We start from the raw sequence: 22,262 nt of genomic DNA on the forward strand, positions 1-22,262 counted from the left end.
TTGTGCAAAAGGAAATTCACAAGTCACGACCCTCAAACGATGTGGTGCGGGTCATAGCTGATCAGCGTTCCGTTCGTTGTGTCGGCCTTCTCGGTAAAGCCAGTCGGGTCATATTGCCCAAGCAGGACGATGTTCGCTGCGTGTGCGCCGTCCGAAACGGTCAAAGTGCCACCGGTCCCGGCTTGATTTTCAATGAAGCTCACCGTCGTGCCGGCGCCGAAGCCGATGCCCTTGATATCGATGTCGTCGTTACCGGTGAGGCCGCTCACCGTGCCGGAGAAGTGGAAGGCGTCGTCCAGGATCAGGTGTCCGGCAGCAGTCGTGTCGAAGGCGACGCCTGCCGTAGAACCTGCCCCGAACTCGATAGTACCGGCCCCGCTGATCAAGGCGTTGCCGTTGCCGGTCACCTCGCCCTCGGCTGTGACGTTGCCGCCATTGGCCCAGATCTGACCGTTGTTGGCGACCGCGCTCTCTAGGACCAGCCCACCCGAACCGGCCGCCTCGAGCGTGCCCGCATTCGCAATCGCGTTGATACCGGTATCGATCACCAGGGCATGGGTCCCGGTGGCGTCGATGGTGCCCTGGTTGCTCAGCATCAGGCTGCCCTGCCCGATCTGGCCCGCGCCCGAGATCACGTTGTCGACGTTGTTGAGCGTGACGTTGGGAGCCGTGCCGGCAATGACGTTGTGGTCATCGTCGGACAGGGCCACCTGGCCGCCGCCGTCGAGCGTGATCCCGGTCTGGATCAGCTGCAGCAGCGTGTCGTCACCGGAGGCGTGAAGCTCGATCGTCCCGGTGTTGTGGATGATGCCGGACAGCGGCAGCATCGCGCCATCGCCGATGGTCATTGCGCCTGGATTCTCGACCGTCGGCGTCACGTCGAACTCGAAATTCGCCGCGGTCAGGTCCGCCGCATGCACGCCATCGAGCGTGATCGTCTGGCCATCGGCCAGCGTGATCAGGGCATTGCCGTTGGCGTCGTCCGCGGTGTGAGCCTGAACGTCGGCAAAGCTCTGCCAACCGTAGCTGATCAGGTCGAGAGTGTCAGCTGAGACGTCAAAGCTATGGATAACGTCAGTGCCGATCGGTTGAGAGAAGACGAACAGGTCGTTGCCGCTTGAGCCGGTGAGATGGTCGTTTCCGGACCATGCAAATATCGGCGAGCCTGGTGCGTATGCTTCCACGTTGTCCGGCACCGAACTGTTGCCGATTGTGCCGTCCGGGTTCGTCCATGTGAGTGAGAGGTGAAGCACTGCCGCGCCTGTGAAGTTGGCTGCCGCATTCACTGTCAACGATCGCACGTCACTCGTCTGTAGCAACCAGGAGCCATCCGCATTCTGGGCAGCACCATTGAGTGTCCAGCCAGGGAGAAGATCCGAGGCAGAAACCGTCACGAGTGAGTCGCCAGGGGCCTGGCTGTCCAGACCGAGATTTATCGGAGCGCCAGAGATACCGGCAGGCTGGGTAGCGTAGGTGCTGGTGTAGACTACGAAGTCCGAAGCGCTCAACGATAGATTCTGAAATTGCGTGATAGTAGTAATGTTGCTCAAAGTGGCGATTTCCACACGATTGTTTTGTGTAAACCAGTCGCTAGAGAACCAAATCTCAGCCTTTGAGTCGGTCGAATTGAACACCACAATATAGTCATTGAGAGGGTGATGGCCGTTGTTGCCACCCTGCAACTGTTGAATGTTTGTCGTGCTTTCGGAATTTTGGATCAGGATGACCTTGTTGCTCTCTGAATTTCCGATCTGATTAATGGTTGCGAGTGTGTCAAAGTCTGAGGCGTTAAGCTGGGCGCCACCGGCTGTCGCGGTAGTGCTGGCAAACGAAACAGCACCGGAGCCGGTCCCACCGAGAAATCCTATCGTATCCTGGTTACCGGCCACTTTGCTGAAATCCGTAATGGTAACCACGCCACCTCCACTGGTCAGCCGGAACTGATCGTTTCCACTGCCGCCAGTCAGGATGTCGGCACCGCCAAGCCCATTCAGGACGTCGGCACCCGACCCACCTATCAGCGTATTGGCCCCGGATGTGCCGGTCAGGACCATGCCCGTGGTGCCGGAATAGTTCGACGCGTCTATCGTTTCGAATCCGGAAATACTTCCTGACAAGAGCGAGCCCGAGCTATCCAAGAAGTGACCTGTACTCAGGTTGATTCTCGCAATGCCGAGGGTTCCCGAGCCGGTCAGCACCAGTTTATCCGCGCCGCTGCCACCTGTTAGGCTGTCGCCGGCAAGCAGTGTGCTCGCTGTCGCATTGACGACATTCGTGCCGCTACCGCCACTCAGGCCAATGGTGTCGGTGCCGGTCCCCAGCGTAATGGTCGCGTTCGAGGCGCCGGTGCCGCCTGTCACGGTGTCGGTGCCGTTGCCGAGTGTCACCGCAATGGTGCCGCCGTTCCGCAATGTGAGAGACGTCGCCGCGTTGTCGACCGTCACCGTCTCAAACCCGTTGAACGCCGCCAGGTTGTTCAGGTTGAACGTCCCGCCGCCGCTCAGCGCCAGCGTATCCGTCGCTCCCGTGCCGCCGGTCAGGCTGTCCGTCGAAACCAAGGTCGTGCTGGTCGCATTGACGACGTTCGTGCCGCTGCCACCACCCAGGCTGATGGTGTCAGTGCCGGTCCCAAGCGTAATGGTCGCGTTCGAGGCGCCGGTGCCGCCCGTCACGGTGTCGGTGCCGTTGCCGAGTGTCACCGCAATGGTGCCGCCGTTCCGCAATGTGAGAGACGTCGCCGCGTTGTCGACCGTCACCGTCTCAAACCCGCTGAACGCCGCCAGGCTGTTCAGGTTGAACGTCCCGCCGCCGCTCAGCGCCAGCGTATCCGTCGCCCCCGTGCCGCCGGTCAGGCTGTCGCCGTTGTTCAGGGTCGAGGTGGTCGCGTTCACCGTGTTGGTGCCCGAGATGAACGACACTGTATCGTTGCCCGTGCCCAGCGTAATGGTGTTGCCGATGCCGGCGTTGACAGTCTGATTCTGACTGTTCTTCAGGGTCAGGCTGTCGCCGGTTCCGCTCAGCGTCACCGCCTCGAAGCCGCTGAAGCTAGCAAGGCTGTTCAGGTCGAACGTTCCGCTATTGCCGGAGATTACCAGCGTGTCGGTGCCGGAGCCGCCAGTCAGGCTGTCACCGCTGTTCAGGGTGGCGCCCGACCCGATCGTCGCGTTCACCGTGTTGGTGCCCGACGTGAACGACACCGTGTCGTTGGCGGTGCCCAGCGTAATGGTGTTGCCGCTGCCGGCGTTGACCGTCTGGTTCTGACCATTCTTCAGGGTCAGGTTGTCGCCAGTGCCGCTCAGCGTCACGTTTTCGAACCCGCTGAAGGTGGCGAGGCTGTTCAGATCGAAAGTGCCGCTGTTGCCGGATATGGCCAGGGTGTCTGTACCCGACCCGCCGGTGAGGTTATCGCCCGAATTGAGAGTAGCGCCGATACCGATCGTACCGTTCACGAGGTTCGTTCCCGACACGAAGAAGACAGTGTCGTTCGCAGTTGTGAGTGTCACGGGACTTGTACTGACAATGGAGATCGACGCGTTTTCAGATCCGGTCGAGAAAGCTGTCGAGCCTCCGTTCAGGCTCGCATTTCCAAGCCCTCCGTTCGAGCCCGTCGTTTGATCCCAAGCCTGGAATGTGATCGCGTTTGTGAGCGTGCCGCCGAAACCTGTGGCGGGCTGGAAGTAGATGCGCGTTGACCCGTCGGCTGCGAGGAGTTTCGCCGAGCTGGAGCTGACGCTTCCCAAGCTGATCCAAGTGGCACCATTGTCGGTCGAATACCACCAGGTTCCGTGCGAGATATCTGCCGCCGTGATGGCGATGCCTGTGGATGCATTGGCGTCCGCGTCGGAGACATTTGTTCCGAGGTTGACGAGGGAGGAAATGAGCGTCCCCACCGCTCCCGAGGGTGCGCCGGAACCAGGCGACTCTGTACTCAGGACTTGTGATGTTGTCGCGAGAGTCGGTGCATCGTTGGTCCCGGTGATGGTCACCACCACGTTCTGCGACGTGGTCCCGCCATGACCGTCATTGATGCTGACGGCATAGGTCACCGTCAGGGTCTGGCCGGCGGCCAGGAAGTCGAAGCTCTTGTCCTGGGCGCTGTAGCCCCAGGCCACGCTGCCCGAGCCGGAGCCGGTGCTGTCCGTCTTGGTCAGCGTCAGCGTGCTGGCCGCGGTCAGCGCGCTGATCTGGCCTGCGGTCAGGCTGCCGCCCGACCAGGCGAAGCTCGGTGTGCCCTGGGTCACCGTGTGCGTATCCGACAGATCGACGTCGGCAAACGCGATCGAGCCCGACGCACTGTCCGCCGTGGTCGAGCCGGTCTGCCCACTCAGCTCGGAGAAGGCACCGGTCGCCGTGGTGGAGCCGGCCACAATGCTCGGCGCGTCGTTGGTCCCGGTGATGGTCACCACCACGTTCTGGCTGGTGGTGCCGCCATGGGTGTCCGCCACCTGCACCGTGTAGGTCAGCGTCACGCTCTCGCCCTGGGCCAGATAGTCGAAGCTCTTGTCCTGGGCCGCGAAGCTCCAGCCATCCGAGCCGGTCACCCCGCCCGTGGCGTCGCTCAGTGCGCCGAGCGACAGCCAACTCAGAAGCGTGGCGTTCGTCGGCAGGCCGGAGGTCGTGCCGGAGGTGCTCACCCCGGTCACCGTCGCGGTGTGGGTATCGCTGAGATCGGCATCGGTGAAGGTCACCGCGCCGCTCGCGGTATCGTTGGTGGTCGAGCCGGTCTGCCCCGTCAGCTCGCTCAGCGCCGCGCCCTGCGCGCTCGAGGTGATCACCGGAGTGTCGTTGGTCCCGGTGATGGTCACCACGACGTTCTGGCTGGTGGTCCCGCCATGGGTATCGGCGACCTGCACCGTGTAGGTCAACGTGACCGTCTGACCGGCCGCTAGATAGTCGAAGCTCTTGTCCTGGGCCGCGAAGCTCCAGCCATCCGAGCCGGTCACACCGTTGGTCGAGTCGGTGAGCGTTCCCAACGTCAGCCAACTCAGAAGCGTGGCGTTCGTCGGCAGGCCGGAGGTCGTGCCGGAGGTGCTCACCCCGGTCACCGTCGCGGTGTGGGTATCGCTGAGATCGGCATCGGTGAAGGTCACCGCGCCGCTCGCGGTATCGTTGGTGGTCGAGCCGGTCTGGCCCGCCAGCTCGCTCAGCGCCGCGCCCTGCGCGCTCGAGGTGATCACCGGCTGATCGTTGGTCCCGGTGATGGTGATCACCACGTTCTGGCTGGTGGTGCCGCCGTGGGTGTCCGCCACCTGCACCGTGTAGGTCAGCGTCACGCTCTCGCCCTGGGCCAGATAGTCGAAGCTCTTGTCCTGCGCCGCGAAGCTCCAGCCATCCGAGCCGGTCACCCCGCCCGTGGCGTCGCTCAGCGCGCCCAGCGACAGCCAGCTTTTCACGGTGGCGTTGTCGGCAAGCCCGCTGGTTACCCCGCTCGACGTCACACCCGTGATGGTCACGCTGTGCGTGTCCGACAGATCCGCATCGGTGAACGTCACCGTGCCCGTCGCGCTGTCGGGGCTCGTCGAGCCGGTCTGCCCACTCAGCTCGCTCAGCGCCGCGCCCTGCGCGCTCGAGGTGATCACCGGCTGATCGTTGGTCCCGGTGATGGTGATCACCACGTTCTGCGACGTGGTCCCGCCATGGGCGTCCGCCACCTGCACCGTGTAGGTCAGCGTGACCGTCTGACCGGCCGCCAGATAGTCGAAGCTCTTGTCCTGCGCCGCGAAGCTCCAGCCATCCGAGCCGGTCACCCCGCCCGTGGCGTCGCTCAGTGCGCCGAGCGACAGCCAACTTTTCACGGTGGCGTTGTCGGCAAGCCCGCTGGTCACCCCGCTCGACGTCACACCCGTGATGGTCACGCTGTGCGTGTCCGACAGATCCGCGTCGCTGAACGTCACCGTGCCCGTCGCACTGTCGAGGCTCGTCGAGCCGGTCTGGCCCGCCACCTCCGTGATCGCGCCGGTCTGTGCGCCGCTGGTGATCACCGGAGTGTCGTTGGTCCCGGTGATGGTGATCACCACGTTCTGCGACGTGGTCCCGCCATGGGTGTCCGCCACCTCAACCGTGTAGGTCAGCGTCACGCTCTCGCCCTGGGCCAGATAGTCGAAGCTCTTGTCCTGGGCCGAGAAGCTCCAGCCATCCGAGCCGGTCACCCCGCCCGTGGCGTCGCTCAGCGCGCCGAGCGACAGCCAGCTTTTCACGGTGGCGTTGTCGGCAAGCCCGCTGGTTACCCCGCTCGACGTCACACCCGTGATGGTCACGCTGTGCGTGTCCGACAGATCCGCGTCGCTGAACGTCACCGCGCCGCTCGCGCTGTCGGGGCTCGTCGAGCCGGTCTGCCCCGTCAGCTCGCTCAGCGCCGCGCCTTGCGCGCTCGAGGTGATCACCGGCTGATCGTTGGTCCCGGTGATGGTGATCACCACGTTCTGCGACGTGGTCCCGCCATGGGCGTCCGCCACCTGCACCGTGTAGGTCAGCGTCACGCTCTCGCCCTGGGCCAGATAGTCGAAGCTCTTGTCCTGCGCCGCGAAGCTCCAGCCATCCGAGCCGGTCACACCGCCCGTGGCGTCGCTCAGTGCGCCGAGCGACAGCCAGCTTTTCACGGTGGCGTTGTCGGCAAGCCCGCTGGTTACCCCGCTCGACGTCACACCCGTGATGGTCACGCTGTGCGTGTCCGACAGATCCGCGTCGCTGAACGTCACCGTGCCCGTCGCGCTGTCGGGGCTCGTCGAGCCGGTCTGCCCCGTCAGCTCGCTCAGCGCCGCGCCCTGCGCGCTCGAGGTGATCACCGGCTGATCGTTGGTCCCGGTGATGGTGATCACCACGTTCTGCGACGTGGTCCCGCCATGGGCGTCCGCCACCTGCACCGTGTAGGTCAGCGTCACGCTCTCGCCCTGGGCCAGATAGTCGAAGCTCTTGTCCTGCGCCGCGAAGCTCCAGCCATCCGAGCCGGTCACACCGCCCGTGGCGTCGCTCAGTGCGCCGAGCGACAGCCAGCTTTTCACGGTGGCGTTGTCGGCAAGCCCGCTGGTCACCCCGCTCGACGTCACACCCGTGATGGTCACGCTGTGCGTGTCCGACAGATCCGCGTCGCTGAACGTCACCGCGCCGCTCGCGGTATCGTTGGTGGTCGAGCCGGTCTGGCCCGCCAACTCCGTGATCGCGCCCGTCTGTGCGCCGCTGGTGATCACCGGCGCGTCGTTGGTCCCGGTGATGGTGATCACCACGTTCTGCGACGTGGTGCCGCCATGGGTGTCCGCCACCTCAACCGTGTAGGTCAGCGTCACGCTCTCGCCCTGGGCCAGATAGTCGAAGCTCTTGTCCTGGGCCGCGAAGCTCCAGCCATCCGAGCCGGTCACACCGTTGGTCGAGTCGGTGAGCGTTCCCAACGTCAGCCAACTCAGAAGCGTGGCGTTCGTCGGCAGGCCGGAGGTCGTGCCGGAGGTGCTCACCCCGGTCACCGTCGCGGTGTGGGTATCGCTGAGATCGGCATCGGTGAAGGTCACCGCGCCGCTCGCGGTATCGTTGGTGGTCGAGCCGGTCTGGCCCGCCAGCTCGCTCAGCGCCGCGCCCTGCGCGCTCGAGGTGATCACCGGCTGATCGTTGGTCCCGGTGATGGTGATCACCACGTTCTGGCTGGTGGTGCCGCCGTGGGTGTCCGCCACCTGCACCGTGTAGGTCAGCGTCACGCTCTCGCCCTGGGCCAGATAGTCGAAGCTCTTGTCCTGCGCCGCGAAGCTCCAGCCATCCGAGCCGGTCACCCCGCCCGTGGCGTCGCTCAGCGCGCCCAGCGACAGCCAGCTTTTCACGGTGGCGTTGTCGGCAAGCCCGCTGGTTACCCCGCTCGACGTCACACCCGTGATGGTCACGCTGTGCGTGTCCGACAGATCCGCATCGGTGAACGTCACCGTGCCCGTCGCGCTGTCGGGGCTCGTCGAGCCGGTCTGCCCACTCAGCTCGCTCAGCGCCGCGCCCTGCGCGCTCGAGGTGATCACCGGCTGATCGTTGGTCCCGGTGATGGTGATCACCACGTTCTGCGACGTGGTCCCGCCATGGGCGTCCGCCACCTGCACCGTGTAGGTCAGCGTGACCGTCTGACCGGCCGCCAGATAGTCGAAGCTCTTGTCCTGCGCCGCGAAGCTCCAGCCATCCGAGCCGGTCACCCCGCCCGTGGCGTCGCTCAGCGCGCCCAGGCTCAGCCAGCTTTTCACGGTGGCATTGTCGGCAAGCCCGCTGGTCACCCCGCTCGACGTCACACCCGTGATGGTCACGCTGTGCGTGTCCGACAGATCCGCGTCGCTGAACGTCACCGTGCCCGTCGCGCTGTCGGGGCTCGTCGAGCCGGTCTGGCCCGCCACCTCCGTGATCGCGCCGGTCTGTGCGCCGCTGGTGATCACCGGCTGATCGTTGGTCCCGGTGATGGTCACCACCACGTTCTGGCTGGTGGTCCCGCCATGGGTGTCCGCCACCTCAACCGTGTAGGTCAACGTGACCGTCTGACCGGCCGCTAGATAGTCGAAGCTCTTGTCCTGCGCCGCGAAGCTCCAGCCATCCGAGCCGGTCACGCCGTTGGTCGAGTCGGTGAGCGTTCCCAACGTCAGCCAACTCAGAAGCGTGGCGTTCGTCGGCAGGCCGGAGGTCGTGCCGGAGGTGCTCACCCCGGTCACCGTCGCGGTGTGGGTATCGCTGAGATCGGCATCGGTGAAGGTCACCGCGCCGCTCGCGGTATCGTTGGTGGTCGAGCCGGTCTGGCCCGCCACCTCCGTGATTGCGCCGGTCTGTGCGCCGCTGGTGATCACCGGAGTGTCGTTGGTCCCGGCGATGGTCACCACCACGTTCTGGCTGGTGGTCCCACCGTGACCGTCATTGATGCTGACGGCATAGGTCGCTGTCAGGGTCTGGCCGGCGGCCAGGAAGTCGAAGCTCTTGTCCTGGGCGCTGTAGCCCCAGGCCACGCTGCCCGAGCCGGAGCCGGTGCTGTCGGTCTGGGTCAGCGTCAGCGTGCTGGCCGCGGTCAGCGCGCTGATCTGGCCTGCGGTCAGGCTGCCGCCCGACCAGGCGAAGCTGGGCGTGCCTTGGCTGACCGTGTGCGTATCCGACAGATCGACGTCGGCAAACGCGATCGAGCCCGACGCACTGTCCGCCGTGGTCGAGCCGGTCTGCCCACTCAGCTCGGAGAAGGCACCGGTCGCCGTGGTGGAGCCGGCCACAATGCTCGGCGCGTCATTGGTCCCGGTGATGGTCACCACCACGTTCTGCGACGTGGTCCCACCGTGACCGTCATTGATGCTGACGGCATAGGTCGCTGTCAGGGTCTGGCCGGCGGCCAGGAAGTCGAAGCTCTTGTCCTGGGCGCTGTAGCCCCAGGCCACGCTGCCCGAGCCGGAGCCGGTGCTGTCGGTCTTGGTCAGCGTCAGCGTGCTGGCCGCGGTCAGCGCGCTGATCTGGCCTGCGGTCAGGCTGCCGCCCGACCAGGCGAAGCTCGGTGTGCCCTGGGTCACCGTGTGCGTATCCGACAGATCGACATCGGCAAACGCGATCGAGCCCGACGCACTGTCCGCCGTGGTCGAGCCGGTCTGCCCACTCAGCTCGGAGAAGGCACCGGTCGCCGTGGTGGAGCCGGCCACAATGCTCGGCGCGTCGTTGGTGCCGGTGATGGTCACCACCACGTTCTGGCTGGTGGTGCCGCCATGGGTATCGGCGACCTGCACCGTGTAGGTCAGCGTGACCGTCTGACCGGCCGCCAGATAGTCGAAGCTCTTGTCCTGCGCCGCGAAGCTCCAGCCATCCGAGCCGGTCACCCCGTTGGTCGAGTCGGTGAGCGTTCCCAACGTCAGCCAACTCAGAAGCGTGGCGTTCGTCGGCAGGCCGGAGGTCGTGCCGGAGGTGCTCACCCCGGTCACCGTCGCGGTGTGGGTATCGCTGAGATCGGCATCGGTGAAGGTCACCGCGCCGCTCGCGGTATCGTTGGTGGTCGAGCCGGTCTGGCCCGCCACCTCCGTGATCGCGCCGGTCTGTGCGCCGCTGGTGATCACCGGAGTGTCGTTGGTCCCGGTGATGGTCACCACCACGTTCTGCGACGTGGTCCCGCCATGACCGTCATTGATGCTGACGGCATAGGTCACCGTCAGGGTCTGGCCGGCGGCCAGGAAGTCGAAGCTCTTGTCCTGGGCGCTGTAGCCCCAGGCCACGCTGCCCGAGCCGGAGCCGGTGCTGTCGGTCTGGGTCAGCGTCAGCGTGCTGGCCGCGGTCAGCGCGCTGATCTGGCCTGCGGTCAGGCTGCCGCCCGACCAGGCGAAGCTGGGCGTGCCCTGGCTGACCGTGTGGCTATCCGACAGATCGACGTCGGCAAACGCGATCGAACCCGACGCACTGTCCGCCGTGGTCGAGCCGGTCTGCCCACTCAGCTCGGAGAAGGCACCGGTCGCCGTGGTGGAGCCGGCCACAATGCTCGGCGCGTCGTTGGTCCCGGTGATGGTCACCACGACGTTCTGGCTGGTGGTGGCGCCGTGGGTGTCCGCCACCTGCACCGTGTAGGTCAGCGTCACGCTCTCGCCCTGGGCGAGATAGTCGAAGCTCTTGTCCTGCGCCGCGAAGCTCCAGCCATCCGAGCCGGTCACCCCGCCCGTGGCGTCGCTCAGCGCGCCGAGCGACAGCCAGCTTTTCACGGTGGCGTTGTCGGCAAGCCCGCTGGTCACCCCGCTCGACGTCACACCCGTGATGGTCACGCTGTGCGTGTCCGACAGATCCGCGTCGGTGAACGTCACCGTGCCCGTCGCGCTGTCGGGGCTCGTCGAGCCGGTCTGGCCCGCCACCTCCGTGATCGCGCCCGTCTGTGCGCCGCTGGTGATCACCGGCTGATCGTTGGTCCCGGTGATGGTGATCACCACGTTCTGGCTGGTGGTCCCGCCGTGGGTGTCCGCCACCTCAACCGTGTAGGTCAGCGTCACGCTCTCGCCCTGGGCGAGATAGTCGAAGCTCTTGTCCTGCGCCGCGAAGCTCCAGCCATCCGAGCCGGTCACCCCGTTGGTCGAGTCGGTGAGCGTTCCCAACGTCAGCCAACTCAGAAGCGTGGCGTTCGTCGGCAGGCCGGAGGTCGTGCCGGAGGTGCTCACCCCGGTTACCGTCGCGGTGTGGGTATCGCTGAGATCGGCATCGGTGAAGGTCACCGCGCCGCTCGCGGTATCGTTGGTGGTCGAGCCGGTCTGGCCCGCCACCTCCGTGATCGCGCCCGTCTGTGCGCCGCTGGTGATCACCGGCTGATCGTTGGTCCCGGTGATGGTGATCACCACGTTCTGGCTGGTGGTGCCGCCGTGGGTGTCCGCCACCTCAACCGTGTAGGTTAGCGTCACGCTCTCGCCCTGGGCGAGATAGTCGAAGCTCTTGTCCTGCGCCGCGAAGCTCCAGCCATCCGAGCCGGTCACACCGCCCGTGGCGTCGCTCAGTGCGCCGAGCGACAGCCAGCTTTTCATGGTGGCGTTGTCGGCAAGCCCGCTGGTCACCCCGCTCGACGTCACACCCGTGATGGTCACGCTGTGCGTGTCGGACAGATCCGCGTCGCTGAACGTCACCGTGCCCGTCGCGCTGTCGGGGCTCGTCGAGCCGGTCTGCCCACTCAGCTCGGAGAAGGCACCGGTCGCCGTGGTGGAGCCGGCCACAATGCTCGGCGCGTCGTTGGTCCCGGTGATGGTCACCACGACGTTCTGGCTGGTGGTCCCGCCGTGGGTGTCCGCCACCTCAACCGTGTAGGTCAGCGTCACGCTCTCGCCCTGGGCCAGATAGTCGAAGCTCTTGTCCTGGGCCGCGAAGCTCCAGCCATCCGAGCCGGTCACCCCGCCCGTGGCGTCGCTCAGTGCGCCGAGCGACAGCCAGCTTTTCACGGTGGCATTGTCGGCAAGCCCGCTGGTCACCCCGCTCGACGTCACACCCGTGATGGTCACGCTGTGCGTGTCCGACAGATCCGCGTCGCTGAACGTCACCGTGCCCGTCGCGCTGTCGGGGCTCGTCGAGCCGGTCTGGCCCGCCACCTCCGTGATCGCGCCGGTCTGTGCGCCGCTGGTGATCACCGGCTGATCGTTGGTCCCGGTGATGGTCACCACCACGTTCTGCGACGTGGTCCCGCCATGGGTGTCCGCCACCTCAACCGTGTAGGTCAACGTGACCGTCTGACCGGCCGCTAGATAGTCGAAGCTCTTGTCCTGCGCCGCGAAGCTCCAGCCATCCGAGCCGGTCACGCCGTTGGTCGAGTCGGTGAGCGTTCCCAACGTCAGCCAACTCAGAAGCGTGGCGTTCGTCGGCAGGCCGGAGGTCGTGCCGGAGGTGCTCACCCCGGTCACCGTCGCGGTGTGGGTATCGCTGAGATCGGCATCGGTGAAGGTCACCGCGCCGCTCGCGGTATCGTTGGTGGTCGAGCCGGTCTGGCCCGCCACCTCCGTGATTGCGCCGGTCTGTGCGCCGCTGGTGATCACCGGCTGATCGTTGGTCCCGGTGATGGTCACCACCACGTTCTGGCTGGTGGTGCCGCCGTGGGTATCGGCCACCTGCACCGTGTAGGTCAACGTGACCGTCTGACCGGCCGCCAGATAGTCGAAGCTCTTGTCCTGCGCCGCGAAGCTCCAGCCATCCGAGCCGGTCACACCGCCCGTGGCGTCGCTCAGCGCGCCGAGCGACAGCCAGCTTTTCACGGTGGCGTTGTCGGCAAGCCCGCTGGTCACCCCGCTCGACGTCACACCCGTGATGGTCACGCTGTGCGTGTCCGACAGATCCGCGTCGCTGAACGTCACCGTGCCCGTCGCGCTGTCGGGGCTCGTCGAGCCGGTCTGCCCACTCAGCTCGGAGAAGGCACCGGTCGCCGTGGTGGAGCCGGCCACAATGCTCGGCGCGTCGTTGGTCCCGGTGATGGTCACCACGACGTTCTGGCTGGTGGTCCCGCCGTGGGTGTCCGCCACCTCAACCGTGTAGGTCAGCGTCACGCTCTCGCCCTGGGCCAGATAGTCGAAGCTCTTGTCCTGGGCCGCGAAGCTCCAGCCATCCGAGCCGGTCACCCCGCCCGTGGCGTCGCTCAGTGCGCCGAGCGACAGCCAGCTTTTCACGGTGGCATTGTCGGCAAGCCCGCTGGTCACCCCGCTCGACGTCACACCCGTGATGGTCACGCTGTGCGTGTCCGACAGATCCGCGTCGCTGAACGTCACCGTGCCCGTCGCGCTGTCGGGGCTCGTCGAGCCGGTCTGGCCCGCCACCTCCGTGATCGCGCCGGTCTGTGCGCCGCTGGTGATCACCGGCTGATCGTTGGTCCCGGTGATGGTCACCACCACGTTCTGGCTGGTGGTCCCGCCATGGGTGTCCGCCACCTCAACCGTGTAGGTCAACGTGACCGTCTGACCGGCCGCTAGATAGTCGAAGCTCTTGTCCTGCGCCGCGAAGCTCCAGCCATCCGAGCCGGTCACGCCGTTGGTCGAGTCGGTGAGCGTTCCCAACGTCAGCCAACTCAGAAGCGTGGCGTTCGTCGGCAGGCCGGAGGTCGTGCCGGAGGTGCTCACCCCGGTCACCGTCGCGGTGTGGGTATCGCTGAGATCGGCATCGGTGAAGGTCACCGCGCCGCTCGCGGTATCGTTGGTGGTCGAGCCGGTCTGGCCCGCCACCTCGCTCAGCGCCGCGCCCTGCGCGCTCGAGGTGATCACCGGCTGATCGTTGGTCCCGGTGATGGTGATCACCACGTTCTGGCTGGTGGTGCCGCCGTGGGTGTCCGCCACCTGCACCGTGTAGGTCAGCGTCACGCTCTCGCCCTGGGCCAGATAGTCGAAGCTCTTGTCCTGCGCCGCGAAGCTCCAGCCATCCGAGCCGGTCACCCCGCCCGTGGCGTCGCTCAGTGCGCCGAGCGACAGCCAACTCAGAAGCGTGGCGTTCGTCGGCAGGCCGGAGGTCGTGCCGGAGGTGCTCACCCCGGTTACCGTCGCGGTGTGGGTATCGCTGAGATCGGCATCGGTGAAGGTCACCGCGCCGCTCGCGGTATCGTTGGTGGTCGAGCCGGTCTGGCCCGTCAGCTCGCTCAGCGCCGCGCCCTGCGCGCTCGAGGTGATCACCGGCTGATCGTTGGTGCCGGTGATGGTCACCACCACGTTCTGCGACGTGGTCCCGCCATGGGCGTCCGCCACCTGCACCGTGTAGGTCAGCGTCACGCTCTCGCCCTGGGCCAGATAGTCGAAGCTCTTGTCCTGCGCCGCGAAGCTCCAGCCATCCGAGCCGGTCACACCGCCCGTGGCGTCGCTCAGTGCGCCGAGCGACAGCCAGCTTTTCACGGTGGCGTTGTCGGCAAGCCCGCTGGTCACCCCGCTCGACGTCACACCCGTGATGGTCACGCTGTGCGTGTCGGACAGATCCGCGTCGCTGAACGTCACCGTGCCCGTCGCGCTGTCGGGGCTCGTCGAGCCGGTCTGCCCCGTCAGCTCGCTCAGCGCCGCGCCCTGCGCGCTCGAGGTGATCACCGGCTGATCGTTGGTCCCGGTGATGGTGATCACCACGTTCTGCGACGTGGTCCCGCCGTGACCGTCATTGATGCTGACGGCATAGGTCGCTGTCAGGGTCTGGCCGGCGGCCAGGAAGTCGAAGCTCTTGTCCTGGGCGCTGTAGCCCCAGGCCACGCTGCCCGAGCCGGAGCCGGTGCTGTCGGTCTTGGTCAGCGTCAGCGTGCTGGCCGCGGTCAGCGCGCTGATCTGGCCTGCGGTCAGGCTGCCGCCCGACCAGGCGAAGCTGGGCGTGCCCTGGCTGACCGTGTGCGTATCCGACAGATCGACATCGGCAAACGCGATCGAGCCCGACGCACTGTCCGCCGTGGTCGAGCCGGTCTGCCCACTCAGCTCGGAGAAGGCACCGGTCGCCGTGGTGGAGCCGGCCACAATGCTCGGCGCGTCATTGGTCCCGGTGATGGTCACCACCACGTTCTGACTGGTGGTGGCGCCGTGGGTATCGGCCACCTGCACCGTGTAGGTCAACGTGACCGTCTGACCGGCCGCCAGATAGTCGAAGCTCTTGTCCTGCGCCGCGAAGCTCCAGCCATCCGAGCCGGTCACCCCGCCCGTGGCGTCGCTCAGTGCGCCGAGCGACAGCCAGCTTTTCACGGTGGCGTTGTCGGCAAGCCCGCTGGTCACCCCGCTCGACGTCACACCCGTGATGGTCACGCTGTGCGTGTCCGACAGATCCGCGTCGCTGAACGTCACCGCGCCGCTCGCGGTATCGTTGGTGGTCGAGCCGGTCTGGCCCGCCAGCTCGCTCAGCGAGGCGCCCTGCGCGCTCGAGGTGATCACCGGAGTGTCGTTGGTCCCGGTGATGGTGATCACCACGTTCTGGCTGGTGGTGCCGCCGTGGGTGTCCGCCACCTCAACCGTGTAGGTCAGCGTCACCCTCTCGCCCTGGGCGAGATAGTCGAAGCTCTTGTCCTGGGCCGCGAAGCTCCAGCCATCCGAGCCGGTCACCCCGCCCGTGGCGTCGCTCAGCGCGCCCAGCGACAGCCAACTTTTCACGGTGGCGTTGTCGGCAAGCCCGCTGGTCACCCCGCTCGACGTCACACCCGTGATGGTCACGCTGTGCGTGTCCGACAGATCCGCGTCGCTGAACGTCACCGTGCCCGTCGCACTGTCGAGGCTCGTCGAGCCGGTCTGGCCCGCCACCTCCGTGATCGCGCCGGTCTGTGCGCCGCTGGTGATCACCGGAGTGTCGTTGGTCCCGGTGATGGTGATCACCACGTTCTGCGACGTGGTCCCGCCATGGGTGTCCGCCACCTCAACCGTGTAGGTCAGCGTCACGCTCTCGCCCTGGGCCAGATAGTCGAAGCTCTTGTCCTGGGCCGAGAAGCTCCAGCCATCCGAGCCGGTCACCCCGCCCGTGGCGTCGCTCAGCGCGCCGAGCGACAGCCAGCTTTTCACGGTGGCGTTGTCGGCAAGCCCGCTGGTTACCCCGCTCGACGTCACACCCGTGATGGTCACGCTGTGCGTGTCCGACAGATCCGCGTCGCTGAACGTCACCGCGCCGCTCGCGCTGTCGGGGCTCGTCGAGCCGGTCTGCCCCGTCAGCTCGCTCAGCGCCGCGCCTTGCGCGCTCGAGGTGATCACCGGCTGATCGTTGGTCCCGGTGATGGTGATCACCACGTTCTGCGACGTGGTCCCGCCATGGGCGTCCGCCACCTGCACCGTGTAGGTCAGCGTCACGCTCTCGCCCTGGGCCAGATAGTCGAAGCTCTTGTCCTGCGCCGCGAAGCTCCAGCCATCCGAGCCGGTCACACCGCCCGTGGCGTCGCTCAGTGCGCCGAGCGACAGCCAGCTTTTCACGGTGGCGTTGTCGGCAAGCCCGCTGGTTACCCCGCTCGACGTCACACCCGTGATGGTCACGCTGTGCGTGTCCGACAGATCCGCGTCGCTGAACGTCACCGTGCCCGTCGCGCTGTCGGGGCTCGTCGAGCCGGTCTGCCCCGTCAGCTCGCTCAGCGCCGCGCCCTGCGCGCTCGAGGTGATCACCGGCTGATCGTTGGTCCCGGTGATGGTGATCACCACGTTCTGCGACGTGGTCCCGCCGTGACCGTCATTGATGCTGACGGCATAGGTCGCTGTCAGGGTCTGGCCGGCGGCCAGGAAGTCGAAGCTCTTGTCCTGGGCGCTGTAGCCCCAGGCCACGCTGCCCGAGCCGGAGCCGGTGCTGTCGGTCTTGGTCAGCGTCAGCGTGCTGGCCGCGGTCAGCGCGCTGATCTGGCCTGCGGTCAGGCTGCCGCCCGACCAGGCGAAGCTGGGCGTGCCCTGGCTGACCGTGTGCGTATCCGACAGATCGACATCGGCAAACGCGATCGAGCCCGACGCACTGTCCGCCGTGGTCGAGCCGGTCTGCCCACTCAGCTCGGAGAAGGCACCGGTCGCCGTGGTGGAGCCGGCCACAATGCTCGGCGCGTCATTGGTCCCGGTGATGGTCACCACCACGTTCTGACTGGTGGTGGCGCCGTGGGTATCGGCCACCTGCACCGTGTAGGTCAACGTGACCGTCTGACCGGCCGCCAGATAGTCGAAGCTCTTGTCCTGCGCCGCGAAGCTCCAGCCATCCGAGCCGGTCACCCCGCCCGTGGCGTCGCTCAGTGCGCCGAGCGACAGCCAGCTTTTCACGGTGGCGTTGTCGGCAAGCCCGCTGGTCACCCCGCTCGACGTCACACCCGTGATGGTCACGCTGTGCGTGTCCGACAGATCCGCGTCGCTGAACGTCACCGCGCCGCTCGCGGTATCGTTGGTGGTCGAGCCGGTCTGGCCCGCCAGCTCGCTCAGCGAGGCGCCCTGCGCGCTCGAGGTGATCACCGGCTGATCGTTGGTCCCGGTGATGGTGATCACCACGTTCTGGCTGGTGGTGCCGCCATGCGTATCGGCGACCTGCACCGTGTAGGTCAGCGTGACCGTCTGACCGGCCGCCAGATAGTCGAAGCTCTTGTCCTGCGCCGCGAAGCTCCAGCCATCCGAGCCGGTCACCCCGCCCGTGGCGTCGCTCAGCGCGCCGAGCGACAGCCAGCTTTTCACGGTGGCATTGTCGGCAAGCCCGCTGGTCACCCCGCTCGACGTCACACCCGTGATGGTCACGCTGTGCGTGTCCGACAGATCCGCGTCGCTGAACGTCACCGTGCCCGTCGCGCTGTCGGGGCTCGTCGAGCCGGTCTGGCCCGCCAACTCCGTGATCGCGCCGGTCTGTGCGCCGCTGGTGATCACCGGCGCGTCATTGGTCCCGGTGATGGTCACCACCACGTTCTGGCTGGTGGTGCCGCCGTGGGTGTCCGCCACCTGCACCGTGTAGGTTAGCGTCACGCTCTCGCCCTGGGCCAGATAGTCGAAGCTCTTGTCCTGGGCCGCGAAGCTCCAGCCATCCGAGCCGGTCACACCGCCCGTGGCGTCGCACAGTGCGCCGAGCGACAGCCAGCTTTTCACGGTGGCGTTGTCGGCAAGCCCGCTGGTCACCCCGCTCGACGTCACACCCGTGATGGTCACGCTGTGCGTGTCCGACAGATCCGCGTCGCTGAACGTCACCGCGCCGCTCGCGGTATCGTTGGTGGTCGAGCCGGTCTGGCCCGCCACCTCCGTGATCGCGCCGGTCTGTGCGCCGCTGGTGATCACCGGCGCGTCATTGGTCCCGGTGATGGTCACCACCACGTTCTGGCTGGTGGTGCCGCCGTGGGTGTCCGCCACCTCAACCGTGTAGGTCAGCGTCACGCTCTCGCCCTGGGCCAGATAGTCGAAGCTCTTGTCCTGGGCCGCGAAGCTCCAGCCATCCGAGCCGGTCACACCGTTGGTCGAGTCGGTGAGCGTTCCCAACGTCAGCCAACTCAGAAGCGTGGCGTTGTCGGCAAGCCCGCTGGTTACCCCGCTCGACGTCACACCCGTGATGGTCACGCTGTGCCTGTCCGACAGATCCGCATCGGTGAACGTCACCGTGCCCGTCGCGCTGTCGGGGCTCGTCGAGCCGGTCTGCCCACTCAGCTCGGAGAAGGCACCGGTCGCCGTGGTGGAGCCGGCCACAATGCTCGGCGCGTCGTTGGTGCCGGTGATGGTCACCACCACGTTCTGCGACGTGGTGCCGCCGTGACCGTCATTGATGCTGACGGCATAGGTCGCTGTCAGGGTCTGGCCGGCGGCCAGGAAGTCGAAGCTCTTGTCCTGGGCGCTGTAGCCCCAGGCCACGCTGCCCGAGCCGGAGCCGGTGCTGTCGGTCTTGGTCAGCGTCAGCGTGCTGGCCGCGGTCAGCGCGCTGATCTGGCCTGCGGTCAGGCTGCCGCCCGACCAGGCGAAGCTCGGTGTGCCCTGGGTCACCGTGTGCGTATCCGACAGATCGACATCGGCAAACGCGATCGAGCCCGACGCACTGTCCGCCGTGGTCGAGCCGGTCTGCCCACTCAGCTCGGAGAAGGCACCGGTCGCCGTGGTGGAGCCGGCCACAATGCTCGGCGCGTCGTTGGTGCCGGTGATGGTCACCACCACGTTCTGGCTGGTGGTGCCGCCATGGGTATCGGCCACCTGCACCGTGTAGGTCAGCGTGACCGTCTGACCGGCCGCCAGATAGTCGAAGCTCTTGTCCTGCGCCGCGAAGCTCCAGCCATCCGAGCCGGTCACCCCGCCCGTGGCGTCGCTCAGCGCGCCCAGCGACAGCCAGCTTTTCACGGTGGCGTTGTCGGCAAGCCCGCTGGTCACCCCGCTCGACGTCACACCCGTGATGGTCACGCTGTGCGTGTCCGACAGATCCGCGTCGCTGAACGTCACCGCGCCCGTCGCGCTGTCGGGGCTCGTCGAGCCGGTCTGCCCCGCCACCTCCGTGATCGCGCCGGTCTGTGCGCCGCTGGTGATCACCGGAGTGTCGTTGGTCCCGGTGATGGTGATCACCACGTTCTGCGACGTGGTGCCGCCGTGACCGTCATTGATGCTGACGGCATAGGTCACCGTCAGGGTCTGGCCGGCGGCCAGGAAGTCGAAGCTCTTGTCCTGGGCGCTGTAGCCCCAGGCGACGCTGCCCGAGCCGGAGCCGGTGCTGTCGGTCTTGGTCAGCGTCAGCGTACTGGCCGCGGTCAGCGCGCTGATCTGGCCCGCGGTCAGGCTGCCGCCCGACCAGGCGAAGCCGGGCGTGCCCTGGCTGACCGTGTGGCTATCCGACAGATCGACATCGGCAAACGCGATCGAGCCCGACGCACTGTCCGCCGTGGTCGAGCCGGTCTGCCCACTCAGCTCGGAGAAGGCACCGGTCGCCGTGGTCGATCCGGCCACGATCGTGGGCCCGTGGTTCGGCATCCCAAATGTCAGGGTGGTCGAAGTGACAAATCCATTCTGATCGAGGGTTGAAAGCGTAAACACGTCAGTGGCTGTCGTGAAAGACGTCACCGTATAGCTATAGGTTCCGTCGGCGTAGACCGTGAGTTTTCCATCTGTCCCTGCCACCGTGTAGGAGGTCGGCAGGCTCGCTGTCCCTTGGAGATACTGCGCCACGTTGAGCGACGGATCCAACGAGGTCGCGGTCGGAGCACCGTTGCCGGCAGCAACGCCCACGATTTTGAATGTGTCGGTGAAGCTGGTCGAGCTGGTGCCGAGCGTGTTGGTGAAGAGATTGAGGCTATTGAGCGAGCCGCTGCTCGAAGTCGCGCCAACAGCCAGACCAATCGTACCGGGATTGACGATTTGAACCTGGAGCGCCTCCCAACCATTGAGGACGAGGCCGCCCCCGCTGGTCGAGGCACCGGTGCCGGAGGTTCCCGCGGCGAAATTGAAGGAATAGCTCGCGCTACTGCATTGGTTCGCGGCCAGCCAGTTCGCATACTGTGTCAGTTGCGATTTGATCAGCGCGTATTCATCCGCAGTAACGACGATACGAATCGTATCAGTGCCGCCCCCACCATTATACTTGTCCACGTCGCCCGCCAGCGACTGCAACTGCGATGAGCCGCCTACGTTGACCACCTTGTAGTGGTCGGAAAGGGCATAGATCGCGAGATCGCTGCCGTTGCCCGCACTGATGACATCACTGCCGGAGCCCGCAATGATGACATCGGTGCCATTCCCGACATTGATCGTGTCGTTTCCCGCGCCGGCATAAATGATGTTGGCGCCGTTACCGCTAACGATCGTATCTGTCCCGCTTCCAGCAACGATGACATTGGTCCCGTTGCCATCGCTGATGCTGTTCGTGCCGCTGGTCCCGGCCGCGTAGATCAGGTTGCCCCCATTGCCATCGCTGATGGTCGCGTTGTTGCCGCTGGCGATGATCGTGTTGGAGCCATTGCCATCGCTTATGACATTGTTGTTGCCTGTAACCGTTATCGTATTGGTGCCGTTGCCGTCGCTAACCGAATCATTGTTCCCGGTCACAGTGATGGCGTTGGTTCCGTTACCGTCAGAGACGGTGTTGCTGTTGCCCGTTACGGTGACGGTATTCGTTCCGTTGCCATCGCTGATCTTGTCATTGCTTCCAGTGACGGTCAGTGCGTTGGTGCTGTTGTTTCCAGAAATTGTGGTGTTGCTGGTGTCCAGCACGCCCGCATATGCCCGCTGCCCCTTGGTCGTGATCGGCGGCTGACACGGCGCCATAGTTGCGATCGAGGCGAGTTCCCAACGTCCACCACGCGCGGCGGCGCCGACGCGCCGCTCGGATGCCGCTACCTTGGCTCCGGTTACGTTCGCGAGCGCGCGGACGAACGCTGCGCCCTGCTCGCTTCGCGCCACCGCACAGCTCCACAAGCGGAGTTCTCCGCGCTGTCCGATAGCGTCGCCGAGAAGAACCAGCTCACCGGCTTCCCGGTCAATCGTATCAAGCGAAAGCAATCCCGCCGAGAAAGCCAGCTCACCCGGTCGTCCGTGAGCGATAATGTGGATCGCTTCCAGTCCTCTGCTGCCTCGGATCGCTCGCGCCATCTGGCGGGAAGCCGGTTCATCGCTGGAGAGCAAGATCGGTTCAACGTCTGACCGGATGCCGTGAAGCAACGTCTCTAGGTCCTCGACACCGGGGTCGATGAAGGCGATCTCGCGCTTGCTGGTAGGCGTCATCGACGAACTCTCCACTGAAACGAATGCCTGGAATGCCCCCGGCGCGCTCATACCCTCGACAAAAAGCTTGATTGTCTTGGTGGCATGGCAGTCGGAGCTGACCGCACCTGCGCGAACGGATCGTGCTCTGCGATCGCGATGTCCTCACCAACTCCGCGTGCAGGCGCGAACGGGCAATCGATCTGAGCGGGCGGACAAATTTTCAGGATTGATGGGGAGCCCAGAGAAATGTCGCGCGACCAGGGCCAGTTCGAAATTTGCGGGAGGCACGCTTGAAATTCGAATGGGTTGACCGGTGGTCCGGCCATCCCGGTACGACTAATGCGATTCACTGCACACTCCCCCAACTCTGCTAAGGGCAGGGCACCCCCAATGTGCCGAAACACGGTTGGAATACGCCGCGGAAATCACTCCATCCAGCACAACCCCGGGCTACCCATTCCGGATAACCGGACTCGCACGGGCCAACGAAAACGAGTTGATTTCTCTGTACACGGGTGCTTGAGCGGATCCTGGAGGGACCCGGCGTATGCGAGAGGATACTCCCTCCTCCGCATTGCCTTGAATGCTTCGTGTTTTTCGGCGCACGCCGCAATAGCTACGGCCGTAATCTACGATCTTGGTCTCGAAATGCGCGCTGCGAGGTCGTCCGAGCGATTCATGCTAGATTTCGTCTCCAGAGTGAAGGCGGAGATCGCCGGGCTTGGCCGCTTTCGCCTCCTTATG

General features: G+C 65.8%; 1 protein-coding gene. It reads right to left on the reverse strand.

The window, feature by feature from the left end; all coding sequences use genetic code 11:
• Positions 1–32: 32 nt before the first annotated feature.
• Positions 33–21,536 carry a VCBS domain-containing protein gene (locus tag ACVIIW_RS27375; protein ID WP_456703584.1) on the reverse strand — a complete coding sequence of 7,168 codons (21,504 nt, stop codon included), beginning with the start codon at positions 21,534–21,536 and terminating at the stop codon, positions 33–35.
• Positions 21,537–22,262: the final 726 nt, after the last annotated feature.

This window comes from Bradyrhizobium sp. USDA 4449 (assembly GCF_054056275.1).